The sequence below is a fragment of the Pseudomonas sp. TE3786 genome (genome assembly GCF_054057335.1).
Genome location: NZ_JBSRZF010000008.1, coordinates 61,568 through 83,603, shown reverse-complemented (window position 1 = coordinate 83,603; position 22,036 = coordinate 61,568). Strand labels below are relative to the sequence as shown.

The following is a 22,036-nucleotide window of genomic DNA, read 5'->3' as shown; positions in this document are numbered from 1 at the left end:
GCCGACGGGTGTGCGGCTATCAACGCCGCGTGTAATGGCGCACCAGGCGGTCGCCGCTCATTTGCAGGGTCTGCACCAGGACGATCAACAGCAGCACGGTGACCACCATCACGTCGGTCTGAAAACGTTGGTAACCGAAGCGGATCGCCAGGTCGCCGAGCCCGCCACCGCCAACCACACCGGCCATGGCGGTGTAGTCCACCAGCACGATGGCGGTAACGGTCACCGCAGCGATCAAGCCGGTGCGTGCCTCCGGCAACAGGGTCAGAAAGATGATCTGCCGGGTGCTCGCGCCCATCGATTGCACTGCTTCCAGCAGACCGCGATCGACCTCGCGCAAGGCGCTTTCCACCAGCCGCGCAAAAAACGGCGTGCAGCCCACCACCAGCGGCGGAATCGCACCGGGCACGCCCAGCGAGGTGCCGGCAATTACCGTGGTCAGCGGAATCAGCACGATCAGCAAAATGATGAAGGGCATCGAGCGCAGCACGTTGGCGACCACCGACAACAGGCGGTAAACCTTCGGCGAGGCATGCAGCCGGCGCTGTCCGGTGAGAAACAGCAACACCCCCAGCGGCAACCCCAGCAGCACGGTAAACCCCAGGGCCGCGCCGAGCATGCTCAGGGTGTCCAGGCAGGCCTGAGCAATTTCGCTCCAATCGATATTGGCCAGCAGCTCGTTCATTGCCCGCCTCCTGTGCGCAGGCTGGCCACCGGGTGCGGCGCCTGCAGGCGATCCCCCTGGCCAAACAGCTTGTTGCGCAGGGTGCCGGACGCATAGTCCTGCTTGAACAGGCCGCGCGCCTGCAGCTCCGGGACCAACAGGTCGACCACCGCTTCGAAGGTTTCCGGGGCCACCACACTGGCCAGGTTGAAGCCGTCGACGTCGGTGTCTTCGACCCACTCCTGCAGTTGATCGGCGACGGTTTTTGCCGAGCCGACCAACACCGGGCCGTCGCCACCGATGGCGCAGTAGTCGGCGATTTCGGCGGTGGTCCAGGTGCGCGTGGGATCGGCGCGGGTGAAGGCTTCCACCGCCGATTGAATGGCATCGCTGGGCACTTCACGGAGGATCTGCTCGGGGCTGTACTCGCCAAAATCGATGCCGGTCCAGCCCGACATTAAGGTCAGCGCACCACTGGCGCTGGCGTACTGGCGATACTCCTGCAAGCGCGCGATGGCTTCGGCATCGGTGGCGGCAACGATCACCGTCAACTGTTCGAACACCAGTACTTCGCTGGCCGCACGCCCGGCGGCCACTACGGCAGCGCGCAGTTCGGCCACCTGTTTTTTCAGCACCACTTTGCTCGGCGCGGCGACAAACACGCACTCGGCGTTGGCCGCCGCAAACCCGCGACCTCGGCTGGACGCACCAGCCTGGTAGAGCACCGGTGTGCGCTGCGGCGACGGCTCGCTCAGGTGGAAACCCGGCACCGTGAAAAACTCGCCCTGGTGACCAATGCCATGCACTTTTTGCGGGTCGGCATACACCCCGCGGGCACGGTCGGCCTGCACCGCGTCGTCGTCCCAACTGGTTTCCCAGAGCTTGTAGCACACCTGCAAATACTCCTCGGCCAGGGCATAACGCTGGTCGTGGGACAGCTGCTGCTTGTGCCCCAGGTTGCGCGCGCCGCTGCTCAGGTACGAGGTGACGATGTTCCAACCGGCACGCCCATTGGTGAGGTGGTCGAGCGTCGACATGCGCCGGGCAAATGGATACGGGTGCTCAAACGACACCGAGGCCGTTACGCCAAAGCCCAAGTGAGTGGTCGCCGCCGCCATCGCCGGCACCAGTTGCAACGGGTCATTGACCGGCACCTGCGCGGCCGTGCGCAAGGCAGCATCGGCGCTGCCCTGGTAGACGTCATAAACGCCGAGCACATCGGCGATAAACAGGCCATCGAGCTTGCCGCGCTCAAGGGTTTTTGCCAGTTCGATCCAGTAATGGATATCGGTGTAACGGGTCGACTGATCGCGTGGATGGCGCCACTGGCCAGGGGACAAATGGCCGACGGTGTTCATGCTGAAGGCATTCAAACGAATCTGCTTGGGCATCGGTGCAGCCTCAGGACCAGTCATGACGAGGCGGCTTGATGCCGTTGAGCAACCAGTTGCCGACCACGTGGTACTTCCAGCGCACCGGGTCGTGCAGGGTGTGCACCCGTGCATTGCGCCAGTGGCGGTCGAGGTTGTGCTTGCGCAACGTCGAGCGCGTACCGCCCAGCTCGAACAGCTTGTTGCTGGCCTCGATGGCGATTTCGGTGGTCAGCACTTTGGCCTTCGCCACCGCCAGGGAGGCCTGGGCGACGTTGTCTTCGTTGGGCGCGGCCTTGGCGCTGTCGAGCACCCAGCCGGCACGCTCGAGCAAGGCTTCGGCGGCTTCCAGGCGAATGTCCAGGGCGCCGACCTGAATAATGGTCAGCGGGTCTTCACTGGCTTTTTCCACGCCGGCATCGATCCACGGCCGCGCCTGTTCGCGGACAAACGTGACGGTGTCACGCAGTGCCGCGCGGGCAATCCCGGCGTCGATGGCAGCGGTGGTGATCTGCGCGAACGGGCCGGCCAGGGTCGGGTTTTCATAGGAGCGGTAGGTCGGGAACACATTGAACGCCGGCACCCACAGGCCTTCGATAATCACCGTGCCGCTGGAGGTGGTGCGCTGGCCGATGCTGTCCCAGTCATCGACGATGTTCAGCCCCGGTGTGTCGCGCGGCACAAAAGCCAATTGGCCGCGCCCGGCTTCATCCAGAGCCAGCACCCCAATCCAGTGGGCGTACAGCGAACCCGTGCAATAACCTTTGCGGCCGTTGATGCGTACGCCTGCACCGTCTGCCACCAGTTGGGTGCGGATGTCCTGCACGGTTTTGCCACCGGTTTCCGACAGCGCATTGGCAAACCGATTGCCCTGCAACGCCAGGTCGAAGAAAAAACGTTTCTGCTCATCGCTGCCCTGCAGGCGGATGTCTTCCAGCAGGCAGTAATGGTTCTGCGGGATCTGCCCCAACGACGGGTCGGCCGCCGAGACAATCGCGATCACCTGCGCCAGGGTGGCGTAGGACACCTCGGCACCACCGTACTCACGCGGCACGCTGATGCCCCACAGGCCACTGTTGGAAAATGCATCGACCACCTCGGCCGGCACCGCACGCTGCAGGTCACGCTCGGCAGCGCCCTCCTGCAGCAACGCGGCAACGGCGTGGGCAACACCAATGGCTTCGGCGTCATCGCCAATCACATGGGCGGTCGGTGGGTTGATCGGGTAGGAAGCTGAAACTGACATAGGGTCCTCGTCGCGGGGCGTCTGGTGAAGCGTGAAACCCCTAGAGCACTTTCCATGCCTGATTTTTTATCGCTATAAATCAGTCACTTACACATCACCAAAAAGGTAACTGTGGCCAACGCAGGACTTTTTGCTGAAGCACTGTTGCCCCACCAACAGCAAAAATTTCTGACTGCTCAGCAACAGCTGCAGGTGTTGATTTTGCTGGTTTCGCTTGTTGCCCTTCTATTCATATTCCAAAAAGTACGTTTATTCGTATTTAACACACGCTTAGGGTATATGCAGCGGTCCACAAGACCTCCCCTACACCCGACTTCGCCGTGCTAGCGCGGCCGTTCACAAGACGAGCGCATCAATGTCCAACCTCAGCCATGCCAAACCCGAAAGCGATCTGGATATCGCCCCGCCGCTACTGCCATCGCAGGTGTTGAGCAACGACGCCCAGGCGCTGCAGGCCGCCTATGAAGTGGCCAGTGTTGCCCGCGAACACGCGGCCCGCCGTGACAGCCAGCGCAAGCTGCCCTGGGCGGAGATCGAACTGTTTACCCGTAGCGGCCTCGGCAGCATTGGTGTGCCGCGCGAGTACGGCGGCCCGCAGGTAAGTTTTGTCACCCTGGCCAAGGTGTTCGCGATCATTTCCGCCGCCGATCCGGCGCTGGGGCAGATCCCGCAGAACCAGGTAGGCATCCTCAACCTGGTTCTGGGTTGCGGCACCGAGCTGCAAAAACGCCACCTGCTGAAAAGCGTGCTGGACGGCTGGCGCATCGGCAATGCCGGGCCCGAACGCGGCACGAAAAACACCCTGGAACTGAAAGCGCGGATCACCGCCGACGGCGATGGCTATGTGATCAATGGCCAGAAGTTTTATTCCACCGGCGCCCTGTTTGCCCATTGGGTGGCGGTGAAGGCGCTGAACGATGACGGCAGGCAGGTGCTGGCGTTTGTCCGCCGTGGCACGCCGGGGCTGCGCATCATTGATGACTGGTCAGGCTTCGGCCAGCGCACCACGGCCAGCGGCACCATTTTGCTCAATAACGTGCGCGTCGATGCCGACCTGGTGCTGGACAACTGGCGGGTCAATGACAGCCCGAATATCCAGGGCGCGGTATCGCAACTGGTGCAGGCCGCCATCGACGCCGGCATCGCCCGCGCGGCCATCGACGATGCCATCAGCTTCGTCCGCGAACGGGCGCGGCCCTGGGTCGACGCCCAGGTGGAACGGGCCAGCGACGACCTCTATGTGATTGCCGATATCGGCAAGCTGAAAATCGAACTGCACGCCGCCGAAGCCCTGCTGAACAGGGCTGGCCAGGTGCTCGACCAGGTCAATGCCGCGCCCATCACTGCCGCCTCCGCCGCCCAGGCCTCGATTGCGGTGGCCGAAGCCAAGGCACTGACCAGCGAGATCGCCCTGCAGGCCAGCGAAAAGCTCTTCGAGTTGGCCGGCAGCCGCGCCACCCTCGCCGAATTCAACCTCGACCGCCATTGGCGCAATGCCCGGGTACACACCCTGCACGACCCGCTGCGCTGGAAGTACCACGCCGTGGGTGCCTATCGCCTGAACGGCACCCTGCCAGCCCGTCATTCCTGGATTTAAGCGAGTACGCCATGTCTTTATCTCACCACGCCGCGATTATCAGCAGCGACGAACAGGCGCTGATCGTTGCCAGCGATCTGGCCGAAGACTTCAAACGCGACAGCGCCCTGCGCGACCGCGAACGCCTGCTGCCGCTGGCCGAACTGGATGCCTTTGCCAGCTCCGGCCTGTGGGGCATCAGCGTGCCCAAGGAATACGGCGGTGCCGGGGTTTCCAATGTCACCCTGGCCAAGGTTATCGCCCTGATCGCTCAGGCCGATGGCTCCCTCGGACAGATTCCGCAGAACCATTACTACGCCCTGGAAGTGCTGCGGGTGAATGGCAGCCCGGCGCAGCAACAGCGGCTGTATGCCGAGGTGCTGGCCGGCCAGCGTTTCGGCAATGCCCTGGCCGAACTGGGCACCAAAACCGCCCATGAGCGCACCACCCGCCTGACCCCAGACGGCAGCGGCTATCGCATCAACGGCCGCAAGTTCTACGCCACCGGTGCCCTGTATGCCCAACGCATTCCCACCTCGGTGGTGGATGAAGCCGGCGTGCAGCAACTGGCCTTTGTGCCGCGCAACAGTCAGGGTCTGAGCGTGATCGATGACTGGAGCGGCTTTGGCCAGCGCACCACCGGCAGCGGCTCGGTGGTGTTCGATAACGTGTATGTCGCCGCCGAGGATGTGCTGCCGTTTCAAAGCGCGTTCGAACGGCCGACACCGGTTGGTCCGCTGGCGCAGATTCTCCACGCCGCCATCGACACCGGTATCGCCCGCGCCGCCTATGAAGATGCCCTGCACTTTATCCGCACTAAAACCCGGCCGTGGATCGATGCCACCCACGCCACCGCCAGCGAAGATCCGCTGACCCTGAAAAGCCTTGGCCAGCTCAGCGTGCGCTTGAGCGCCAGCGAAGCGCTGCTGCAACGCGCCGGCGAATTTCTCGACAGCGCCCAGGCCGACAGCAACGCTGAGAGCGTGGCCGCCGCCTCCATCGCGGTGGCCGAAGCCCGCGCCATCAGCACCGAAACCTCGCTGCTGGCCGGCACCACCCTGTTCGAGCTGGCCGGCAGCCAGGCCACCCTGGCCGAACACGGTCTGGATCGCCATTGGCGCAATGCCCGGGTGCATACCCTGCACGACCCGGTGCGCTGGAAGTACCACGCCGTGGGCAACTACTACCTCAACGAGCAGAACCCGCCGCTGCGGGGGACGATTTGATGGGGGCGAAGAAAAAGATCCTGCTCAATGCCTTCAACATGAACTGCATCGGGCATATCAACCACGGCCTGTGGACCCATCCGCGGGACAACTCCACCGCGTTCAACAGCCTCGAATACTGGACCGAGCTGGCGCAGTTGCTGGAGCGTGGGCTGTTCGACGGGTTGTTTATTGCCGATATCGTCGGCGTTTACGACGTTTATCAGAACTCGCTGGACGTGCCCCTGAAAGAAGCCATTCAGCTGCCGGTCAACGACCCTTTGCTGCTGGTCTCAGCCATGGCTGCGGTAACCAGAAACCTCGGCTTCGGCCTGACCGCCAACCTGACCTACGAAGCCCCCTATCTGTTCGCCCGACGTCTCTCCACCCTCGACCATCTGAGCCGCGGCCGGGTCGGCTGGAATATCGTCACCGGCTACCTGGACAGCGCCGCCAAGGCCATGGGCCTGACCGAGCAGATCGAGCACGACCGGCGCTACGACCAGGCCGATGAATACCTGGAGGTGCTGTACAAGCTCTGGGAAGGCAGCTGGGAAGATGGCGCGGTGCTCAACGACCGCGAGCAGCGCATCTATGCCCAGCCGAACAAGGTGCACAAGGTCGAACACCACGGCGAGTTCTATCAGGTCGAGGGTTATCACCTTTGCGAGCCGTCGCCGCAGCGCACGCCGGTGTTGTTCCAGGCCGGTAGCTCCGAGCGCGGTTTGCGGTTCGCCGGGCGGCATGCCGAGTGCGTGTTTATCAGTGGGCAGAACAAGGCGGCCACCAAGGCCCAGGTCGACAAGGTGCGCGCCAGCGCTGTTGCGGCCGGGCGTCAGGCAGACGACGTAAAAATCTTCATGGGTTTGAACGTCATCGTCGGCGCTACCGAAGCGGCGGCCCAGGCCAAGCTCGCCGAGTACCGACATTACGCCAGCGCTGAAGCCGGCGTGGCGCACTTCTCCGCCTCCACAGCCATCGACTTTTCCCAGTACGAACTGGATGAGCCCATCCAGTATGTGAAAAGCAACGCCATTCAATCGGCCACCAGGGTCCTGCAGAACAACGACTGGACGCGGCGCAAATTGCTCGACCAGCACGCCCTCGGCGGCCGCTATTTCACCGTGGTCGGTTCTGCGCAACAGGTGGCCGACGAGCTGGAAAGCTGGATCGCTGAAACCGGCCTGGACGGTTTCAACCTGACCCGCATCGTCACTCCGGAAAGCTATGTCGATTTTATCGACCTGGTGATTCCCGAACTGCAACGCCGCGGTTCCTACAAGACCGCTTACGACACCGGCACCCTGCGCGAAAAGCTGTTCCATGGCACCGCGCAGTTGCCCGACCAACATACCGGCGCGGCCTATCGCCGCTGACCGAAACCTACAAAAGACGGGAAGCCCACTCAATGAAAAACAGCGCACCACTCAAAGCCCTGGCCCTCGCCCTCGGCCTGCTCAGCAGCAGCGTATTTGCCGCGGACGAACCCCTGAAACTGGGCACCACCGCCGCCTTTGCCATTCCCTTGGAAGCGGCTGTCGCCGAGGCCGACAAGCAAGGCCTGAAAGTCGAACTGGTGGAATTCACCGACTGGATCGCGCCCAATGTCAGCCTGGCGGCTGGCGATATCGACGTGAACTACTTCCAGCACATCCCGTTCCTGGAAAACGCCAAGGCCGCCGCCGGTTTTGATCTGGAGCCGTTTGCCCCCGGCATTATCAATAACGTCGGCCTCTACTCGAAGCGCTACAAAAGCTTCGCCGAGCTGCCCGAAGGTGCCACCGTGGCCATCGCCAATGACCCGATCAATGGCGGGCGCGGTTTGCAGCTGTTGGCCAAGGCCGGGCTGCTTACGCTTAAACCCGGGGTTAGCTACAAAGCCACCGAAGACGACATTCTGAGCAACCCCAAGCAGCTGAAAATCATCCAGGTGGAAGCCGTGCAACTGGTGCGCGCCTACGACGATGCCGATCTGGTGCAGGGCTACCCCGCCTATATCCGCCAGGCCAAAAGCTTCGACGCCACCACCGCGCTGCTCTTCGATGGCCTGGATCACCCGGAATATGTCATTCAGTTCGTCATCCAGCCGAAAAGCAAAAGCGACCCGCGCCTGGCCAAGTTCGTCGATATCTACCAGCACTCGCCAGTGGTGCGCGCCGCGCTGGATAAAGCCAACGGCAGCCTGTACCAACCGGGCTGGAACAACTGATGAGCGTGGTCAATCTGCCCCGCCAGCGCACCGAGATCACTCGACCGCTGGCTGCACAAACCGAGCCGCATCCCCATAAAGAGCTGAATCGCGCCCATGTGCGTTTTATCGGCGTGGGCAAAACCTACGGCGACTTGCACGCGCTGCACAGCATCGACCTGGCGATTCCCCGTGGCGAAGTGTTTGGCATCATTGGCCGCAGCGGAGCCGGAAAATCCTCGTTGATCCGCACCATCAACCGCCTGGAACAACCCAGCAGCGGCCGCGTGCTGATCGACCAGGTGGATATCGGCGACTTCGATGAGGACCGTCTGGTGGCGTTGCGGCGGCGCATCGGCATGATCTTTCAGCACTTCAATCTGATGTCGGCGAAAACCGTATGGCAGAACGTCGAACTGCCCCTCAAGGTCGCCGGCGTAGCCAAGCACGCCCGCCAGCAAAAGGTCCGCGAGCTGCTGGAGCTGGTGGGCCTGCAGGATAAACACCAGGCCTACCCGGCGCAGCTCTCCGGCGGGCAGAAACAGCGCGTCGGCATCGCCCGCGCGCTGGTGCATGACCCGGAAATTCTGCTCTGCGACGAAGCCACCTCGGCGCTGGACCCGGAGACCACCCAGTCGATCCTCGGCCTGCTCAAAGAGATCAACCAGCGCCTGGGCCTGACCATCGTATTGATCACCCACGAGATGGCGGTGATCCGCGAAATCTGCGACCGCGTGGTGGTGCTTGAGCATGGCCGCATCGTCGAACAGGGCCCGGTCTGGGAAGTGTTCGGCAACCCGCAGCATGAGGTCAGCAAAACCCTGCTGGCACCCTTGCAACACGGTCTGCCGGAAGAGCTGCGCAGCCGCCTGCACAGCTACCCGGTGTCGGCCGACGCGGCCGTGGTGCTGCGCTTGCAATTTACCGGCAGCCACAGCGAAGAGCCCGATCTGGCCGCGCTGTTCGCCGCCCTCGGTGGGCGCGTGCGTTTGCTGCAAGGCGGGGTCGAACGTATTCAGGGCCATGCCCTGGGCCAACTGGTCCTGGCGGTCAGCGCCTCGGCGCTGGATAGCGAACGTTTGCGCCAACGCGCCGGGCAATGGGCACAACAGGTGGAGGTGATCGGCTATGTGGTTTGATCGATTGCTACAGGGGGTGATCGACACCTTTCTGATGGTCGGCGTGTCGTCGCTGATCGCGCTGCTGGCCGGTATTCCGCTGGCGGTGATTCTGGTTACCAGCGGCAAGGGCGGCATCTACGAAGCGCCCAATCTCAACCGGCTGCTGGGCGCTTTCGTCAATCTGTTCCGCTCCATCCCCTTTCTGATTCTGATGGTGGCGCTGATTCCCTTCACTCGCCTGATCGTCGGCACCACCTATGGCGTATGGGCCGCTGTGGTGCCGCTGACTATCGCCGCCACGCCGTTCTTTGCGCGCATCGCCGAAGTCAGCTTGCGTGAAGTCGACCAGGGTCTGATCGAAGCCGCCCAGGCCATGGGCTGCCGGCGCTGGCATATCGTCTGGCATGTGCTGCTGCCCGAAGCGCTACCGGGCATCGTCGGCGGTTTCACCATCACCCTGGTGACCATGATCAACTCCTCGGCCATGGCCGGTGCCATTGGTGCCGGTGGGCTCGGCGATATCGCCTACCGCTACGGCTACCAGCGCTTCGACAGCCAGGTGATGCTCACGGTGATTGTCATGCTGGTGATTCTGGTGGCGGCGATTCAGTTGGGCGGGGACCGCTTGGCGCGGGTGTTGAATAAACGGTGAAGGGCCTTTTGCAGGAGCGGCTTCAGCCGCGATTGGGCATCAGGGCGATCAAAGACATCGCGGCTGAAGCCGCTCCTACAGGCACCGCACTCCAAGTGTTGCTCCAGCAACTGTTGCTGAAGCAACAGCTGATCAGCAATTGCTTGCCCGGCGAACACCACTAACGCCGCAAGCAGCCCTGCAAGCCGCGAATTCCGGGGCCTCTGTTGCTGGCCCAGCACTTGCAAAAGCCTGTTCAAGCGCGCGAATCAATCTATTGCTCGCGTAACACCACAGGAATTGAACATGACCGCACCTCTCAACGTAGTCGCCATTGCCGGTAGCTCCTACCGGCCTTCCCGCACCCTGGTGCTGGCCGAACAACTGTTGGCTCAGCTCAGCGAGCAATTGACCCGCGTGGGCCGCACGGTGAATAGCCAGCTGATCGAGCTGGGCAGCATTGCCCGCGCGGTCGGTGGCGCGCTGCAACGCAGTGAATTGCCAGCTGACGTCGAAGCCCAGGTGCAGGCCATCGAGAACGCCGATCTGCTGATCGTCGCCTCGCCGGTGTACCGCGGCTCCTACCCGGGCCTGCTCAAGCATCTGTTCGATCTGGTGGAAATGAATGCGCTGATCGACACCCCGGTACTGCTTGCCGCCACCGGTGGCAGCGAGCGCCATGCGCTGGTTATCGATCACCAGCTGCGTCCGCTGTTCAGCTTCTTCCAGTCGCTGACCCTGCCGATTGGCGTATACGCCAGCGAAGCTGACTTCACCAACTATGCAGTCAGCAGCGAGTTGCTCAAGGCCCGTATCCAGCTAGCCGTCGAGCGCGCCGCGCCGCTGTTTGCAAACGGCGCCGCCACCCTGAAGAAAATTGCCTGAGGCGCCTTTTATGAATGTGTTCTGGTTTCTTCCCACCCATGGCGACGGCCATTTTCTCGGCACCAGCCAGGGCGCACGCCCGGTTACCCTGCCCTACCTCAAGCAAGTGGCGCAGGCCGCTGATAGCCTCGGTTACTACGGTGTACTGATTCCCACCGGGCGCTCTTGCGAGGACTCCTGGGTGGTGGCCTCGGCCCTGGCACCGCTGACCGAACGCCTGCGTTATCTGGTGGCGATTCGTCCGGGGATCATTTCGCCCACCGTGTCGGCGCGTATGGCCGCGACCCTGGATCGCCTGTCCGGCGGTCGTCTGCTGATCAACGTGGTCACCGGTGGCGACCCGGATGAAAACCGTGGCGATGGCATTCACCTGAGCCATGCCGAGCGCTATGAAGTGACCGACGAATTCCTCAAGGTCTGGTGCCGTGTGCTGCAAGGCGAATCGGTGGATTTCGAAGGCAAACACATCAACGTGCAGAACGCCAAAGCGCTGTATCCGCCGATCCAGCAGCCCTACCCGCCGCTGTATTTCGGCGGTTCGTCCGACGCGGCCCATGACCTGGCGGCCGAGCAAGTCGACGTGTACCTGACCTGGGGCGAGCCACCCGCAGCCGTGGCCGAGAAACTCGCCGACGTGCGTGCCCGTGCCGCCAAGCAAGGGCGCACGGTGAAGTTCGGCATCCGCCTGCATGTGATCGTGCGCGAGACCGCCGACGAAGCCTGGCAAGCCGCCAGCAAGCTGATCGAGCACATCAGCGACGACACCATCGAAGCGGCGCAGAAATCCTTTTCGCGCTTTGACTCCGAAGGGCAGAAACGCATGGCCGCCCTGCACAACGGCCGCCGCGACAACCTGGAAATCGCCCCCAATCTATGGGCTGGCGTCGGCCTGGTGCGCGGCGGTGCCGGCACTGCGCTGGTGGGCGATCCACAGCAGGTGGCCGCGCGGATCAAGGAATACGCCGACCTGGGTATCGAGAGCTTTATTTTCTCCGGCTATCCGCACCTGGAAGAGGCCTATCGCTTTGCCGAGCTGGTGTTTCCGTTGCTGCCTGAGCCTTACGCCAGCCTGGCGGGGCGAGGGGTGACCAATTTGACCGGGCCGTTTGGCGAGATGATTGCCAATGATGTGTTGCCTGCTTCGCAACGTAAGCAGCCAGCTTGAGACCTTCGTTAATACGGACATTCTGGATCCCAGCCTGCGCTGGGATGACGGTGCTCCGGACAAAAACTTCCGTCATCCCGGCGCAGGCCGGGATTCAGATTCTTGAATGAGGAACACCGTGTGAGCACCCACCCCAACCCGGCGGTACTCAACCCTTTGCAAACCGCCCGCCTGCTGGCCGCCGACTTTGCCGAAACCGCCGTCGAGCGCGACCAGCATGGCGGTACGCCGAAAGCCGAGCGCGATGCCCTGCGCGCCAGCGGCCTGCTGGCCCTGAGCATCCCCACCCAGTTTGGTGGCATTGGTGCCAGCTGGAGCGAAACCCTGAATATCGTTCGCGAGTTCGCCAAGGTCGATAGCTCCATCGCCCATGTGTTCGGTTTTCAACACCTGATGCTGGCCACCGTGCGCCTGTTTGCCCGCCCCGAACAATGGCAGCCGTGGTTCGAAGCCACCGCGCGCAAGAACTGGTTCTGGGGCAATGCCCTGAATCCGCTGGACACCCGCACCGTGGTGAAGAAATTTGCCGACCACCGCGAGTTCTCCGGCAAGAAAAGTTTCTGCTCCGGTGCCACCGACTCGGAAATGCTGATTGCCTCGGCCATCGACGAAAGCGCCGGCGGCAAGCTGCTGATCGCCGCCGTACCCACCGCCCGCACCGGCATCACCCTGTTCGATGACTGGAACAATATGGGCCAGCGGCAGACCGACAGCGGCAGCGCCAGTTTTGAACGGGTGCGTGTGGAAGAGTCGGAACTGCTGCTCGACCCGGGGCCGCTGAGCACGCCCTTCGCCTGCCTGCGACCGCTGATTGCGCAACTGCACTTCGCCCATATCTTCCTCGGCATCAGCGAAGGGGCCCTGGACGAAGCGCGGCAATACACGCTCAAGGAAAGTCGGCCCTGGTTCAAATCCAAGGCCGCCAGCGTTAGCGAAGACCCCTATGTGCTGCGCCATTACGGCGAGTTCTGGGCCGCCCTGGAAGGCACCCGGCTGCTGGTTGAGCGGGCGGCCCACCTGCTGGACGAGGCCTGGCACCAAGAGCACGCCTTGAGCAGCGAAGAACGCGGCCATCTGGCCCTGGCGATTGCCGCCGCCAAGGTGTCCGCCACGCGCACCGGCCTCGACCTCTGTAGCCGGCTGTTCGAGGTGACCGGCGCGCGCGCCACCCATGCATCCCTGCGTCTGGACCGCTACTGGCGCAACCTGCGTACGCAAACTCTGCACGACCCGGTGGACTACAAGATTCACGAACTGGGTGACTGGGCGTTGAACCACAACGTGCCGACTCCGACCTTTTACTCATAGGCATGACCATGCAACTGCTTACCCTCCCAGCTTCCCCCGCACTGGCAACCTCGATCCGGGCCACCGCACAGGTGTTCGAAGACCCCAAATCGCAGGCCCTTCTCGCCCACTTGCAACAGGTCGCCCCCAGCGAGGCCAGCGTCCTGATCATTGGCGAGACCGGAACCGGTAAGGAACTGGTGGCGCGGCATATCCACAATCTCAGCCGCCGCAGCAGCGGGCCCTTTGTGGCGGTCAACTGCGGTGCCTTTTCCGAATCGCTGGTGGAGGCCGAACTGTTCGGCCATGAAAAAGGCGCCTTTACCGGCGCCCTGGCGGCCAAAGCCGGCTGGTTCGAAGAAGCCAACGGCGGCACCCTGTTCCTCGATGAAATCGGCGATTTGCCGATGGCCATTCAGGTCAAATTGCTGCGAGTGTTGCAGGAGCGCGAAGTGGTGCGCCTGGGCTCCCGCAAAAGCATTCCGATCAATGTACGGGTGCTGGCGGCCACCAATGTGCTGCTGGAAAAAGCCATCAACGCCGGGCATTTCCGCGAAGACCTGTTCTACCGCCTGAACGTGGTCAGCCTGCAACTGCATCCGCTGCGCGAACGCCCCGGCGATATCCTGCCGCTGACCCGCCATTTCGTCCGCAGCTACAGCGGCCGCCTGGGTTATGGCGACGTCCAGCTCAGCGCCCAGGCGGAGGCCAAGCTGGTGAACTACAGCTGGCCGGGCAATATCCGCGAGCTGGAAAACGTTATTCACCACACCCTGCTGATTTGCCGCGACGACCTGATTCGCGACGAGGACCTGCGCCTGTCGAATATGCGCATCGAGCGGCAGGACGAACAGCATGCGCCCCACGAGTCCGCCGAGGCCTTGATGCAGCGCGCCTTTATGCGCCTGTTCGAAGAACAGGCTGGCGGCCTGCATGAAAAGGTCGAAGACACCTTGCTGCGCGCCGCCTACCGGTTCTGCCACTACAACCAGGTGCATACCGCCAGCCTGCTGGGCCTGAGCCGCAACATCACCCGCGCGCGGTTGATTGCCATTGGTGAGTTGGTGGTGAACAAGCGCCGAGGTGAGGAAGTACAGGCGGGGAATCGGGTGCTGCATCTGTCGATCTGACCGGTAATTCGCCTACCACGCCACATCCGAAATTCTGGATCCCAGCCTGCGCCGGGATGACGGAGGTTTTCCCCAGACATCCGTCGTCCCGGCGCAGGGGGAAATCGGTGGTACGTCTGTCGGCCTGAACCCGATCCACGCCACATCCGAAATTCTGGATCCCAGCCTGCGCTGGGATGACGGCGGTTTTTCTGCAGAACTCCGTCGTCCCAGCGCAGGGGGAAATCGGTGGTACGACTGTCGGCCTGAACCCGATCCACGCCATATCCGACACTCTGGTTCCCAGCCTGCGCCGGGATGACGGAGGTTTTTCTGCAGAACTCCGTCGTCCCAGCGCAGGCTGGGACCCAGTGGGCCGGCAATCCGGCGAGGTGGTGGTTCAGGCCGCGCAGTTGCCGGCTAGATCACATGCGCCAACTGCAACTCGGTCAACGCCTCGACTTTCAGCGTGGCCAGGCGCGGCTCCCGCCGATCCCGCGGCCGCGCCAATGGCACCGGCAGCTCCAGACGAATACTGCTCGGCTGCGAACCACCCATCACCAGCACCCGATCGCTGAGGTACAGCGCCTCGTCCACATCATGGGTCACCAGCAGTAAGGCAATGCCGTGGTGGGCGGCCAGTTGCAGCAGCAAATCCTGTAGCTTCATACGGGTAAAGGCATCCACGGCGCTGAAGGGTTCGTCCAGCAGCAACACCCGTGGCCGTGAATACAGACCTCGCGCCAAGGCCACGCGCTGCGCCATACCGCCGGAAAGCTGCTTGGGCAAAGCCTCGGCAAAGCCTTCCAGGCCCACCTCGTTGATCAGCTGGCGCACCCATTTCTGGTCGAACTGGGCACCGGCACTGAAGCCGATATTTTCTGCCACCGTCAGCCACGGCATCAGCCGCGGCTCCTGGAAGACAAAGGCCACTTCAGCGCCCTGCCCGCCGCGGCTGACTTCGCCGCTGAACTCGCGCTCCAGCCCCGCCGCAATCCGCAGCAAGGTGCTTTTGCCGCAGCCACTGGGACCCAGCAAGCTGACCACTTCGCGCTCCTGCAGGTGCAAATCGATATTGCGCAGCACGGTAACGGCGGCGAAGTTCTTGCGCTCTACACGCACATTCAATAGCGCTTCGGTCATGCTTACGCCTCCCCGCCGTTGCCGGTAAAGGCATCACGCCAATCGAGAAAATGCTGCTCCAGTTTGGCCAGCACGCCATCACAGAGTTTGCCCAGCAAGGCGAGGACGATAATCGCCGCCAGCACAATGTCCGGACGCGAGGTTTCGCGGCCATCGGTAAGCAGGTAGCCAAGGCCCTTGGTGGCAGCGATCAACTCGGCGGCCACGAGAAACATCCAGGCCAGGCTCATGCCGCTGCGCAAGCCGGTGAACAGGCCAGGCAAGGCGGCCGGCAAGAGAATCCGCCGCGCCAGTTGGGTGGCACTGAAGCCATACATCTGCCCCACCTCCACCAGCTTGCGGTCGATATTGCGGATCGCCGCCACGCCATTGAGGTACACCGGAAAGAACGCGCCGATGGCAATCAGCACCACCTTGGAGGTTTCGTCGATCCCCAGCCAAAGCAGCAACAGCGGTACCCAGGCCAGGCTGGGAATGGCCCGCAGGCCAGCGAAGGTCGGCTCCAGATAGGCTTCCGCTTCGCGGCTCAAACCGACCCAGGCAGCGGCCAGCAACGCCAGGCTGGCACCAATGGCAAAACCCAGTAGCACCCGCGCCACACTGGCACCGATATGTTTCCACAGCGGACCGTTGGCCAGCTCGCCGAGGGTCACGGCGATTTCACTGGGGGCCGGCAGTTGGTACGACGGCACCCAGCCGATGCGCACGACGAATTCGAGGGCCAGCAACACCAACACAGGCAGAACCAGCCCTTTGGCGCGGCGTTTCCAGGCAGCGGCATTCAGGTCCAGCTTCCAGCCGGTGGCGGCGATGGTCGGCAGGGCTTTGCTTTTGCTTGTCATAGGTGACTCTCTAAGGCTTCACAAAAAACCTTGTGGGAGAGGCTTTAGCCGCGATGCTTTTGATTTTTCAAGATCAAGAACATCGCGGCTAAAGCCCCTCCCACGGGACCGCGGCTTGGCTTATTTCGCAGCAATCGCCTGCTTGCTGAACGACGGCTCGATCAATTGATCCACCACGGCATTTACGTCCACGCCTTTGCGCACCAGCTCTTCGGTGACCAGAATCGGTGCCGCTGCTTTCAGCGCCGCGATATGTTCAGCACCTGGCTGCGAGTTGCTGAAGTCGGTGCGTTGCAGTTGCAGCTTGGCCACGTCCAGCGGCAGACCGGATTCCTTGGAGAGGATCTGCGCCAGCTCTTCCGGGTTTTCCTGCGCCCACTTGCGGGCTTTTTCGTAGGCGCTGATCACCTTGTCGATGGCCTGCGGATACTGCTGGGCGAACTTCTCGGTAACGTTGATCACGCCGTAGCTGTTGAAATTGACGTTGTGGTAGAGGATTCGCGAACCAGCTTGCAACTGGCTGGCAGCCAGCAACGGGTCGAGACCGGCCCAGGCATCCACATCACCTTTTTCCAGGGCGATGCGGCCATCGGCGTGTTGCAGGTGCACCAGCTCCACATCGTTTTTGTTCAGGCCGGCCTGCTCCAGGCTACGCAGGGTGAACAGGTACGGATCGGTGCCCTTGGTGGCGGCGATCTTGTGGCCCTTGAGGTCGGCGACGGTTTTGATCGGCGAGTCCTTGGCCACTACCAATGCGGTCCACTCCGGACGACTGGCGATATACACGGTCTTGATCGGGCTGCCGTTGGCACGGCTCAGCACTGCGGCCAAACCGGCGGTGGAGCCGAAATCGATGCTGCCGCTGTTGAGGTATTCCAGCGCGCGGTTGCTGCCCTGGCTGAGGGTCCAGGTCACCTTGCTGCCCTCGCCGACGCTCTGCTCCAGCCACCCGAAATGCTTGAGCACCAGGCTGGTGGGCGAGTAGTAGGCGTAATCCAGACGCAGCTCTTTAGGCAGCGCGTCGTCCGCCTGCGCCGTGGTCAGCGTGGCCAACGACGACGCCAGGGCCAGACCGGCAACAGTAAAAAAACGGGCCAGACGGCCAGGGCGGAAAAGAGTGGAACTCATGGCAAAACTCCTTGCGAGGGCGGGCGCGATGGCTGCTTTGCTTATACCCAAAAGACAGGTACAGAAAGACAATCGCTATTCGCCAGGAATATTGCAGCACTCGTGCCAACCGCTGAAACCCAGGCATACCGGGCCTTTGCGTAAAAAACCCGGCAATCCGCTGTTAGGTGGGAAACAGCCTGCTGATCAGCTGTTGCTGGAGCAACAGTTGCGTGATCAACACAGGCGGTCGCTGCGCCGTTGCCTATTGCTCGCCCGCCCGGCGCGATAGAGCAGCGCTCGCCCGCTCAAACCGCTACAATCGCGTCCTTTTTTGCGTCTACCCCTGGATTCCCACCGTGATCTCTACCGCCAATATCACCATGCAGTTCGGCGCCAAGCCGCTGTTCGAAAACGTTTCCGTCAAGTTTGCCGGCGGCAACCGCTACGGCCTGATCGGCGCGAACGGCTGCGGCAAGTCGACCTTCATGAAGATTCTCGGCGACGATCTGGAGGCTTCCGGCGGCCAGGTGATGCTTGAGCCGAACGTGCGCCTGGGTAAGCTGCGTCAGGATCAGTTCGCTTACGAGCAATTCACCGTGATCGATACCGTGATCATGGGCCACGAAGAACTGTGGAAAGTTAAGGCTGAGCGCGACCGTATCTACTCGCTGCCAGAAATGAGCGAAGAAGACGGCATGGCCGTGGCCGAGCTGGAAACCGAGTTCGCCGAGATGGACGGCTACACCGCCGAATCCCGCGCCGGTGAGCTGCTGATGGGCCTGGGTATTCCGTTGGAACAACACTTCGGCCCGATGACCGAAGTGGCACCGGGCTGGAAACTGCGGGTGCTGTTGGCCCAGGCGTTGTTCTCCGATCCGGAAGTGTTGCTGCTCGACGAGCCAACCAACCACCTGGACATCAACACCATCCGCTGGCTGGAAAACATTCTGACCAGCCGTAACAGCACCATGATCATCATTTCCCACGACCGTCACTTCCTGAACAGCGTGTGCACCCACATGGCTGACCTGGACTACGGCGAGCTGCGTCTGTTCCCGGGCAACTACGACGAGTACATGACTGCGGCCACCCAGTCGCGCGAGCAACTGCTGTCGGACAACGCCAAGAAGAAAGCGCAGATCAACGAGCTGCAAAGCTTCGTCAGCCGCTTCTCGGCCAACGCCTCGAAAGCCAAGCAAGCCACCTCGCGCGCCAAGCAGATCGACAAGATCCAGCTGGCCGAGGTCAAGCCGTCCAGCCGCGTCAGCCCGTTTATTCGTTTCGAACAGACCAAAAAGCTGCACCGCCAGGCCGTGATGATCGAAAACATGGCCAAGGGTTTTGACGGCAAAACCCTGTTCAAGAACTTCAGCTTCCAGGTCGAAGCCGGCGAGCGCGTGGCCATCATCGGCCCGAACGGTATCGGCAAAACCACCCTGCTGCGCACCCTGGTCGGCGAGCTGACCCCGGATGCCGGTACCGTGAAGTGGACTGACAGCGCGGAGCTGGGCTACTACGCCCAGGACCACGCCCACGACTTTGAAGACGACGTGACCCTCTTCGACTGGATGGGCCAGTGGACCACCGGCGAGCAGATGATCCGTGGCACCCTGGGGCGCATGCTGTTCTCCAACGACGAGATCCTCAAGTCGGTGAAGGTGATCTCCGGTGGTGAGCAAGGCCGCATGCTGTTTGGCAAGCTGATCCTGCAAAAGCCCAACGTGCTGATCATGGACGAACCGACCAACCACTTGGACATGGAGTCCATCGAGGCGCTGAACCTGGCGCTGGAGAACTACCCGGGCACGCTGATTTTCGTCAGCCACGACCGTGAGTTCGTATCTTCCCTGGCCACCCGCATCATCGAGCTGTCGGCCAGCGGCGTGGTGGACTTCAGCGGCACCTATGACGACTACCTGCGCAGCCAGGGTGTGGTGATTTAAGCCCGCTTTACGCTGCACCGAACGCCCCGCTTTTGCGGGGCGTTTTTATTGGGGTACTCCCGTCATTCAGCTCTTTGATCCAATCGTTAGCTGCCTTTCCTTCTCCCCCGCCAGCGGCCATGATTGCCGCAGGTTTTCGGTGAAGCGTCCCCATGCATACCCCAGCGCCCAGCTCCATGGCGATCACCGGGCAGATTCTGTCCGTGGTGTTCTATACCTTTCTCGGTTTTCTCTGCATCGGTATTCCTATCGCCGTGGTGCCGGGCTTCGTGCATGACGTGCTGGGCTACGGCGCGGTCATCGCCGGCCTGACTATCGCCTCGCAATACCTTGCCACCCTGCTGACTCGCCCACTGGCCGGACGCCTGGCCGACAGCCTCGGTACCAAACCGGCACTGGTGTACGGGCTGTGCGGCATCGCTATCAGCGGCCTGCTGACCCTGCTGTCCACCGAGCTCAGTCATCTGCCGCTGCTAAGCCTGTTGATCATGTTCGCCGCCCGCCTGTTGCTGGGCGTTACCCAGGGGCTGCTGGGCGTCAGCACCATCAGCTGGGGCATCAATCAGGTGGGGACGGAACACACCGCGCGGGTGATTTCCTGGAACGGTATCGCCGCCTATGGCGCCATCGCCATCGGCGCGCCCCTCGGGGTGTTGATGGTGGATGCCTGGGGTTACTGGACCATGGGCTGCGCCCTCACCGCACTGGCGCTGCTGGGCTTGCTGCTGATCCGCAAACGCACCTCGGCACCGGTGCTCAAGGGCGAGCGCCTGCCATTCAGCACGGTGCTCGGCCGTATCGCACCCTACGGCCTGGGCCTGGCGCTGGGCTCGATTGGTTACGGCACCCTGACCACCTTTGTGGCCCTGTACTTTGCCAGCAAAGGCTGGAGCGGCGCGGCCTATAGCCTGTCGGCCTTTGGCGTGGCCTTTATCGGTGCGCGGGTGTTGTTGATCGATGCCATCAAGCACTACGGCGGCTATAGCGTGGCCATCGGCTGCATGGGCATCGAAACCCTCGGCCTGCTGCTGTTGTGGTTCGCTCCTTCGCCGCTGTGGGCGATGGCCGGCGCGGCGCTGACCGGTTGCGGCCTGTCGCTGGTCTATCCGGCGCTGGGGGTGGAGGCCATCAAGCAGATTCCCGACAGCAGCCGCAGTGCCGGCTTCAGTGCCTATGCGGTGTTCTTTGATTTGGCCCTGGCGATTGCCGGGCCACTGATGGGCGCTGTGGCGTATGGCTTTGGCTATAACGGCATTTTCCTCGCCGCGGCCCTGCTGGCTGTCGCCGGGCTGACCCTGAGCCTGTGGCTGGCCCGTCGCGCCAGGCTAGTGCAATGACGCCTGGTGGTCAGCCAGATCCGGCCCCAGCACGGTGCTGAAGAACTCCACCGCTTCGGCGTTCATCCGTCGATGAATCTTGCCCCGGTCCACGCCTTCGGCATCTTCGCAAAGCATCGGCATCATCTGCTCCTGCTCGGCCGAGCACGGCGACATAAAGATAAAGTGGCCGGCACCGTCCAGCAGGCGGTAGTCGGGGGGCTGCGGCAGGCTGTGGGTGAGGGCCAGGGCGTTGGTCTCGATGGCCAGTAGCTGGTCATGGTCGCCGGCGTACATCAGCACCGGCACCTGCACGTCCTGCAGCTCCTCCTTGCCGAACATCAGGCTCAGCGGTGCCAACAGCATCAACGCCTTTACCCGGGGATCGCTCTCGGGCACCAGATCATCACGGTCGACCACCAGTTCGCCCTGGCTGCGGCAGGCGTCCTGGTCGCCGGGGTGGGCCTGGCAATAGTCGCGCAGCAACTGCATCTGCGGCTGTGCGCCACCAACGATCAAGGCGGTTTCGCCACCGGCGGAGTAGCCGATCATGCCGATCCGCTGCTCATCGAGAAAGGGCTCCAGCCAGGGGTCCTGCAGGGCATCGGTGATCGCCTGGGAGATCTGCATCGGCCGCCCATAGAGGTTGCTCAGGGTGCCCAGACGGCTCTGGTCGGCGTAGTTGTCGCCCGGATGCACCACCGCCAGCACCACAAAACCGTGCTTGGCCAGGTAGGTGGCAAGGTCGTGCTGGGCCAGCGGGCTGCCGCTGTTGCCGTGGGATAGAACCAGCAACGGATAGTGACCGGGAGCGACCGGCGCGTCCTGCCCGGCGGCAATATGGTAGGGACCGATGTTACTGATGGTGGCACGGGCAAAGGCTGGGTAGAACGCCACGGCCTGCATCGGTTGCTGATCGAGGGGGTCGTGCAGGGTCATCTGATGAAAGCCCACGGTCATTCGCCCACCGCCAGTGGCAGCCAGTGTTGGTGCGCAAATAGCCACCAAACCGAGCAACAGCAGCAACCAACGCGCAAAAAAGGTGCTCACGCTCACCTCCACAGCAGATGCCGACCCCGATCAACCTGTGTGCAACCGCAACGGCTGCAGGGCGGCGAACAACAGCGCACAAACACATGCGGGTTCACATACAGGTTACAAAAGCATGACTTGTGCCAGAAAAATCGCCGTACCTCGGGAAACCACTGCGGGAGCTTTCCAGCGCATCAAGCAGC

At 62.6% G+C, this 22,036-nt stretch carries 19 protein-coding genes; 12 read left to right on the top strand and 7 right to left on the bottom strand.

The window, feature by feature from the left end:
• Positions 1-19: 19 nt before the first annotated feature.
• Genes ACVW0Y_RS11245 through ACVW0Y_RS11235 form a run of 3 tightly spaced genes read right to left on the bottom strand, consistent with a single transcriptional unit; the run spans position 20 to position 3,280 of the window.
• Positions 20-685, bottom strand: coding sequence for a methionine ABC transporter permease (locus ACVW0Y_RS11245; protein WP_457438321.1), 666 nt, complete (start codon positions 683-685; stop codon positions 20-22).
• Positions 682-2,055 carry an LLM class flavin-dependent oxidoreductase gene (locus ACVW0Y_RS11240; RefSeq protein ID WP_457438319.1) on the bottom strand — a complete coding sequence of 458 codons (1,374 nt, stop codon included), beginning with the start codon at positions 2,053-2,055 and terminating at the stop codon, positions 682-684. Before ACVW0Y_RS11240 ends, ACVW0Y_RS11245 begins: the two co-directional genes overlap by 4 nt.
• Positions 2,056-2,065: 10 nt before the next feature.
• The gene (locus ACVW0Y_RS11235; protein WP_457438317.1) at positions 2,066-3,280 is read right to left on the bottom strand and encodes an SfnB family sulfur acquisition oxidoreductase; all 1,215 of its coding nucleotides are present in this window, start codon (positions 3,278-3,280) and stop codon (positions 2,066-2,068) included.
• 355 nt (positions 3,281-3,635) lie between these two features.
• Here ACVW0Y_RS11235 and ACVW0Y_RS11230 point away from each other — a divergent pair, with 355 nt between their 5' ends.
• The 10 genes from ACVW0Y_RS11230 (at position 3,636) to ACVW0Y_RS11185 (ending at position 14,468) form a co-directional block, all read left to right on the top strand.
• On the top strand, positions 3,636-4,877 hold the full coding sequence (locus ACVW0Y_RS11230; RefSeq protein WP_457438315.1) for an SfnB family sulfur acquisition oxidoreductase: 1,242 nt from the start codon (positions 3,636-3,638) through the stop codon (positions 4,875-4,877).
• Positions 4,878-4,888: 11 nt separating this feature from the next.
• Positions 4,889-6,082, top strand: a complete 1,194-nt coding sequence (locus ACVW0Y_RS11225) for an SfnB family sulfur acquisition oxidoreductase (protein WP_457438313.1) — start codon at positions 4,889-4,891, stop codon at positions 6,080-6,082.
• Positions 6,079-7,437 (top strand): LLM class flavin-dependent oxidoreductase, encoded by a 1,359-nt coding sequence (locus ACVW0Y_RS11220; protein ID WP_457438312.1) that lies wholly within the window; start codon positions 6,079-6,081, stop codon positions 7,435-7,437. The genes ACVW0Y_RS11225 and ACVW0Y_RS11220 overlap by 4 nt, the downstream gene beginning before the upstream one ends.
• 32 nt (positions 7,438-7,469) lie before the next feature.
• A complete protein-coding gene (locus tag ACVW0Y_RS11215; RefSeq protein ID WP_457438310.1) occupies positions 7,470-8,270 on the top strand; it encodes a MetQ/NlpA family ABC transporter substrate-binding protein in 801 nt (266 codons plus the stop codon).
• Positions 8,270-9,388, top strand: coding sequence for a methionine ABC transporter ATP-binding protein (locus ACVW0Y_RS11210; RefSeq protein WP_457438308.1), 1,119 nt, complete (start codon positions 8,270-8,272; stop codon positions 9,386-9,388). Before ACVW0Y_RS11215 ends, ACVW0Y_RS11210 begins: the two co-directional genes overlap by 1 nt.
• Positions 9,378-10,022, top strand: a complete 645-nt coding sequence (locus ACVW0Y_RS11205; protein ID WP_457438307.1) for a methionine ABC transporter permease — start codon at positions 9,378-9,380, stop codon at positions 10,020-10,022. The genes ACVW0Y_RS11210 and ACVW0Y_RS11205 overlap by 11 nt, the downstream gene beginning before the upstream one ends.
• Positions 10,023-10,307: 285 nt before the next feature.
• Positions 10,308-10,886 carry an FMN reductase gene (gene msuE, locus ACVW0Y_RS11200; protein WP_457438306.1) on the top strand — a complete coding sequence of 193 codons (579 nt, stop codon included), beginning with the start codon at positions 10,308-10,310 and terminating at the stop codon, positions 10,884-10,886.
• Positions 10,887-10,896: 10 nt separating this feature from the next.
• Positions 10,897-12,051: an FMNH2-dependent alkanesulfonate monooxygenase gene (gene ssuD / locus ACVW0Y_RS11195; RefSeq protein ID WP_457438304.1), complete on the top strand. Its 1,155-nt coding sequence runs from the start codon at positions 10,897-10,899 to the stop codon at positions 12,049-12,051.
• Positions 12,052-12,171: 120 nt separating this feature from the next.
• A complete protein-coding gene (locus tag ACVW0Y_RS11190; RefSeq protein ID WP_457438303.1) occupies positions 12,172-13,359 on the top strand; it encodes an acyl-CoA dehydrogenase family protein in 1,188 nt (395 codons plus the stop codon).
• A gap of 8 nt (positions 13,360-13,367) precedes the next feature.
• Entirely contained in the window at positions 13,368-14,468 is a 1,101-nt protein-coding gene (locus tag ACVW0Y_RS11185; RefSeq protein ID WP_457438302.1) for a sigma-54 interaction domain-containing protein, read from the top strand.
• A 399-nt stretch (positions 14,469-14,867) separates the two neighbouring features.
• On the opposite strand, the gene ACVW0Y_RS11180 is transcribed toward ACVW0Y_RS11185, so the two are convergent.
• From ACVW0Y_RS11180 to ACVW0Y_RS11170, 3 genes are all read right to left on the bottom strand, one after another.
• Positions 14,868-15,590, bottom strand: a complete 723-nt coding sequence (locus ACVW0Y_RS11180) for an ABC transporter ATP-binding protein (RefSeq protein ID WP_457438300.1) — start codon at positions 15,588-15,590, stop codon at positions 14,868-14,870.
• Positions 15,591-15,592: 2 nt separating this feature from the next.
• Positions 15,593-16,432 carry an ABC transporter permease gene (locus ACVW0Y_RS11175; protein WP_457438299.1) on the bottom strand — a complete coding sequence of 280 codons (840 nt, stop codon included), beginning with the start codon at positions 16,430-16,432 and terminating at the stop codon, positions 15,593-15,595.
• Positions 16,433-16,552: 120 nt separating this feature from the next.
• Positions 16,553-17,560, bottom strand: a complete 1,008-nt coding sequence (locus ACVW0Y_RS11170; protein ID WP_457438298.1) for an aliphatic sulfonate ABC transporter substrate-binding protein — start codon at positions 17,558-17,560, stop codon at positions 16,553-16,555.
• A gap of 338 nt (positions 17,561-17,898) precedes the next feature.
• On the opposite strand from ACVW0Y_RS11170, the gene ACVW0Y_RS11165 reads away from it, so the two are divergent.
• Both ACVW0Y_RS11165 and ACVW0Y_RS11160 read left to right on the top strand, forming a co-directional pair.
• On the top strand, positions 17,899-19,485 hold the full coding sequence (locus ACVW0Y_RS11165; RefSeq protein ID WP_457438296.1) for an ABC-F family ATPase: 1,587 nt from the start codon (positions 17,899-17,901) through the stop codon (positions 19,483-19,485).
• 152 nt (positions 19,486-19,637) lie between these two features.
• Positions 19,638-20,822, top strand: a complete 1,185-nt coding sequence (locus tag ACVW0Y_RS11160) for an MFS transporter (protein WP_457438294.1) — start codon at positions 19,638-19,640, stop codon at positions 20,820-20,822.
• Here ACVW0Y_RS11160 and ACVW0Y_RS11155 read toward each other — a convergent pair.
• The gene (locus tag ACVW0Y_RS11155) at positions 20,811-21,761 is read right to left on the bottom strand and encodes an alpha/beta hydrolase family protein (RefSeq protein ID WP_457438482.1); all 951 of its coding nucleotides are present in this window, start codon (positions 21,759-21,761) and stop codon (positions 20,811-20,813) included. The genes ACVW0Y_RS11160 and ACVW0Y_RS11155 overlap by 12 nt on opposite strands.
• Positions 21,762-22,036 lie beyond the last annotated feature (275 nt).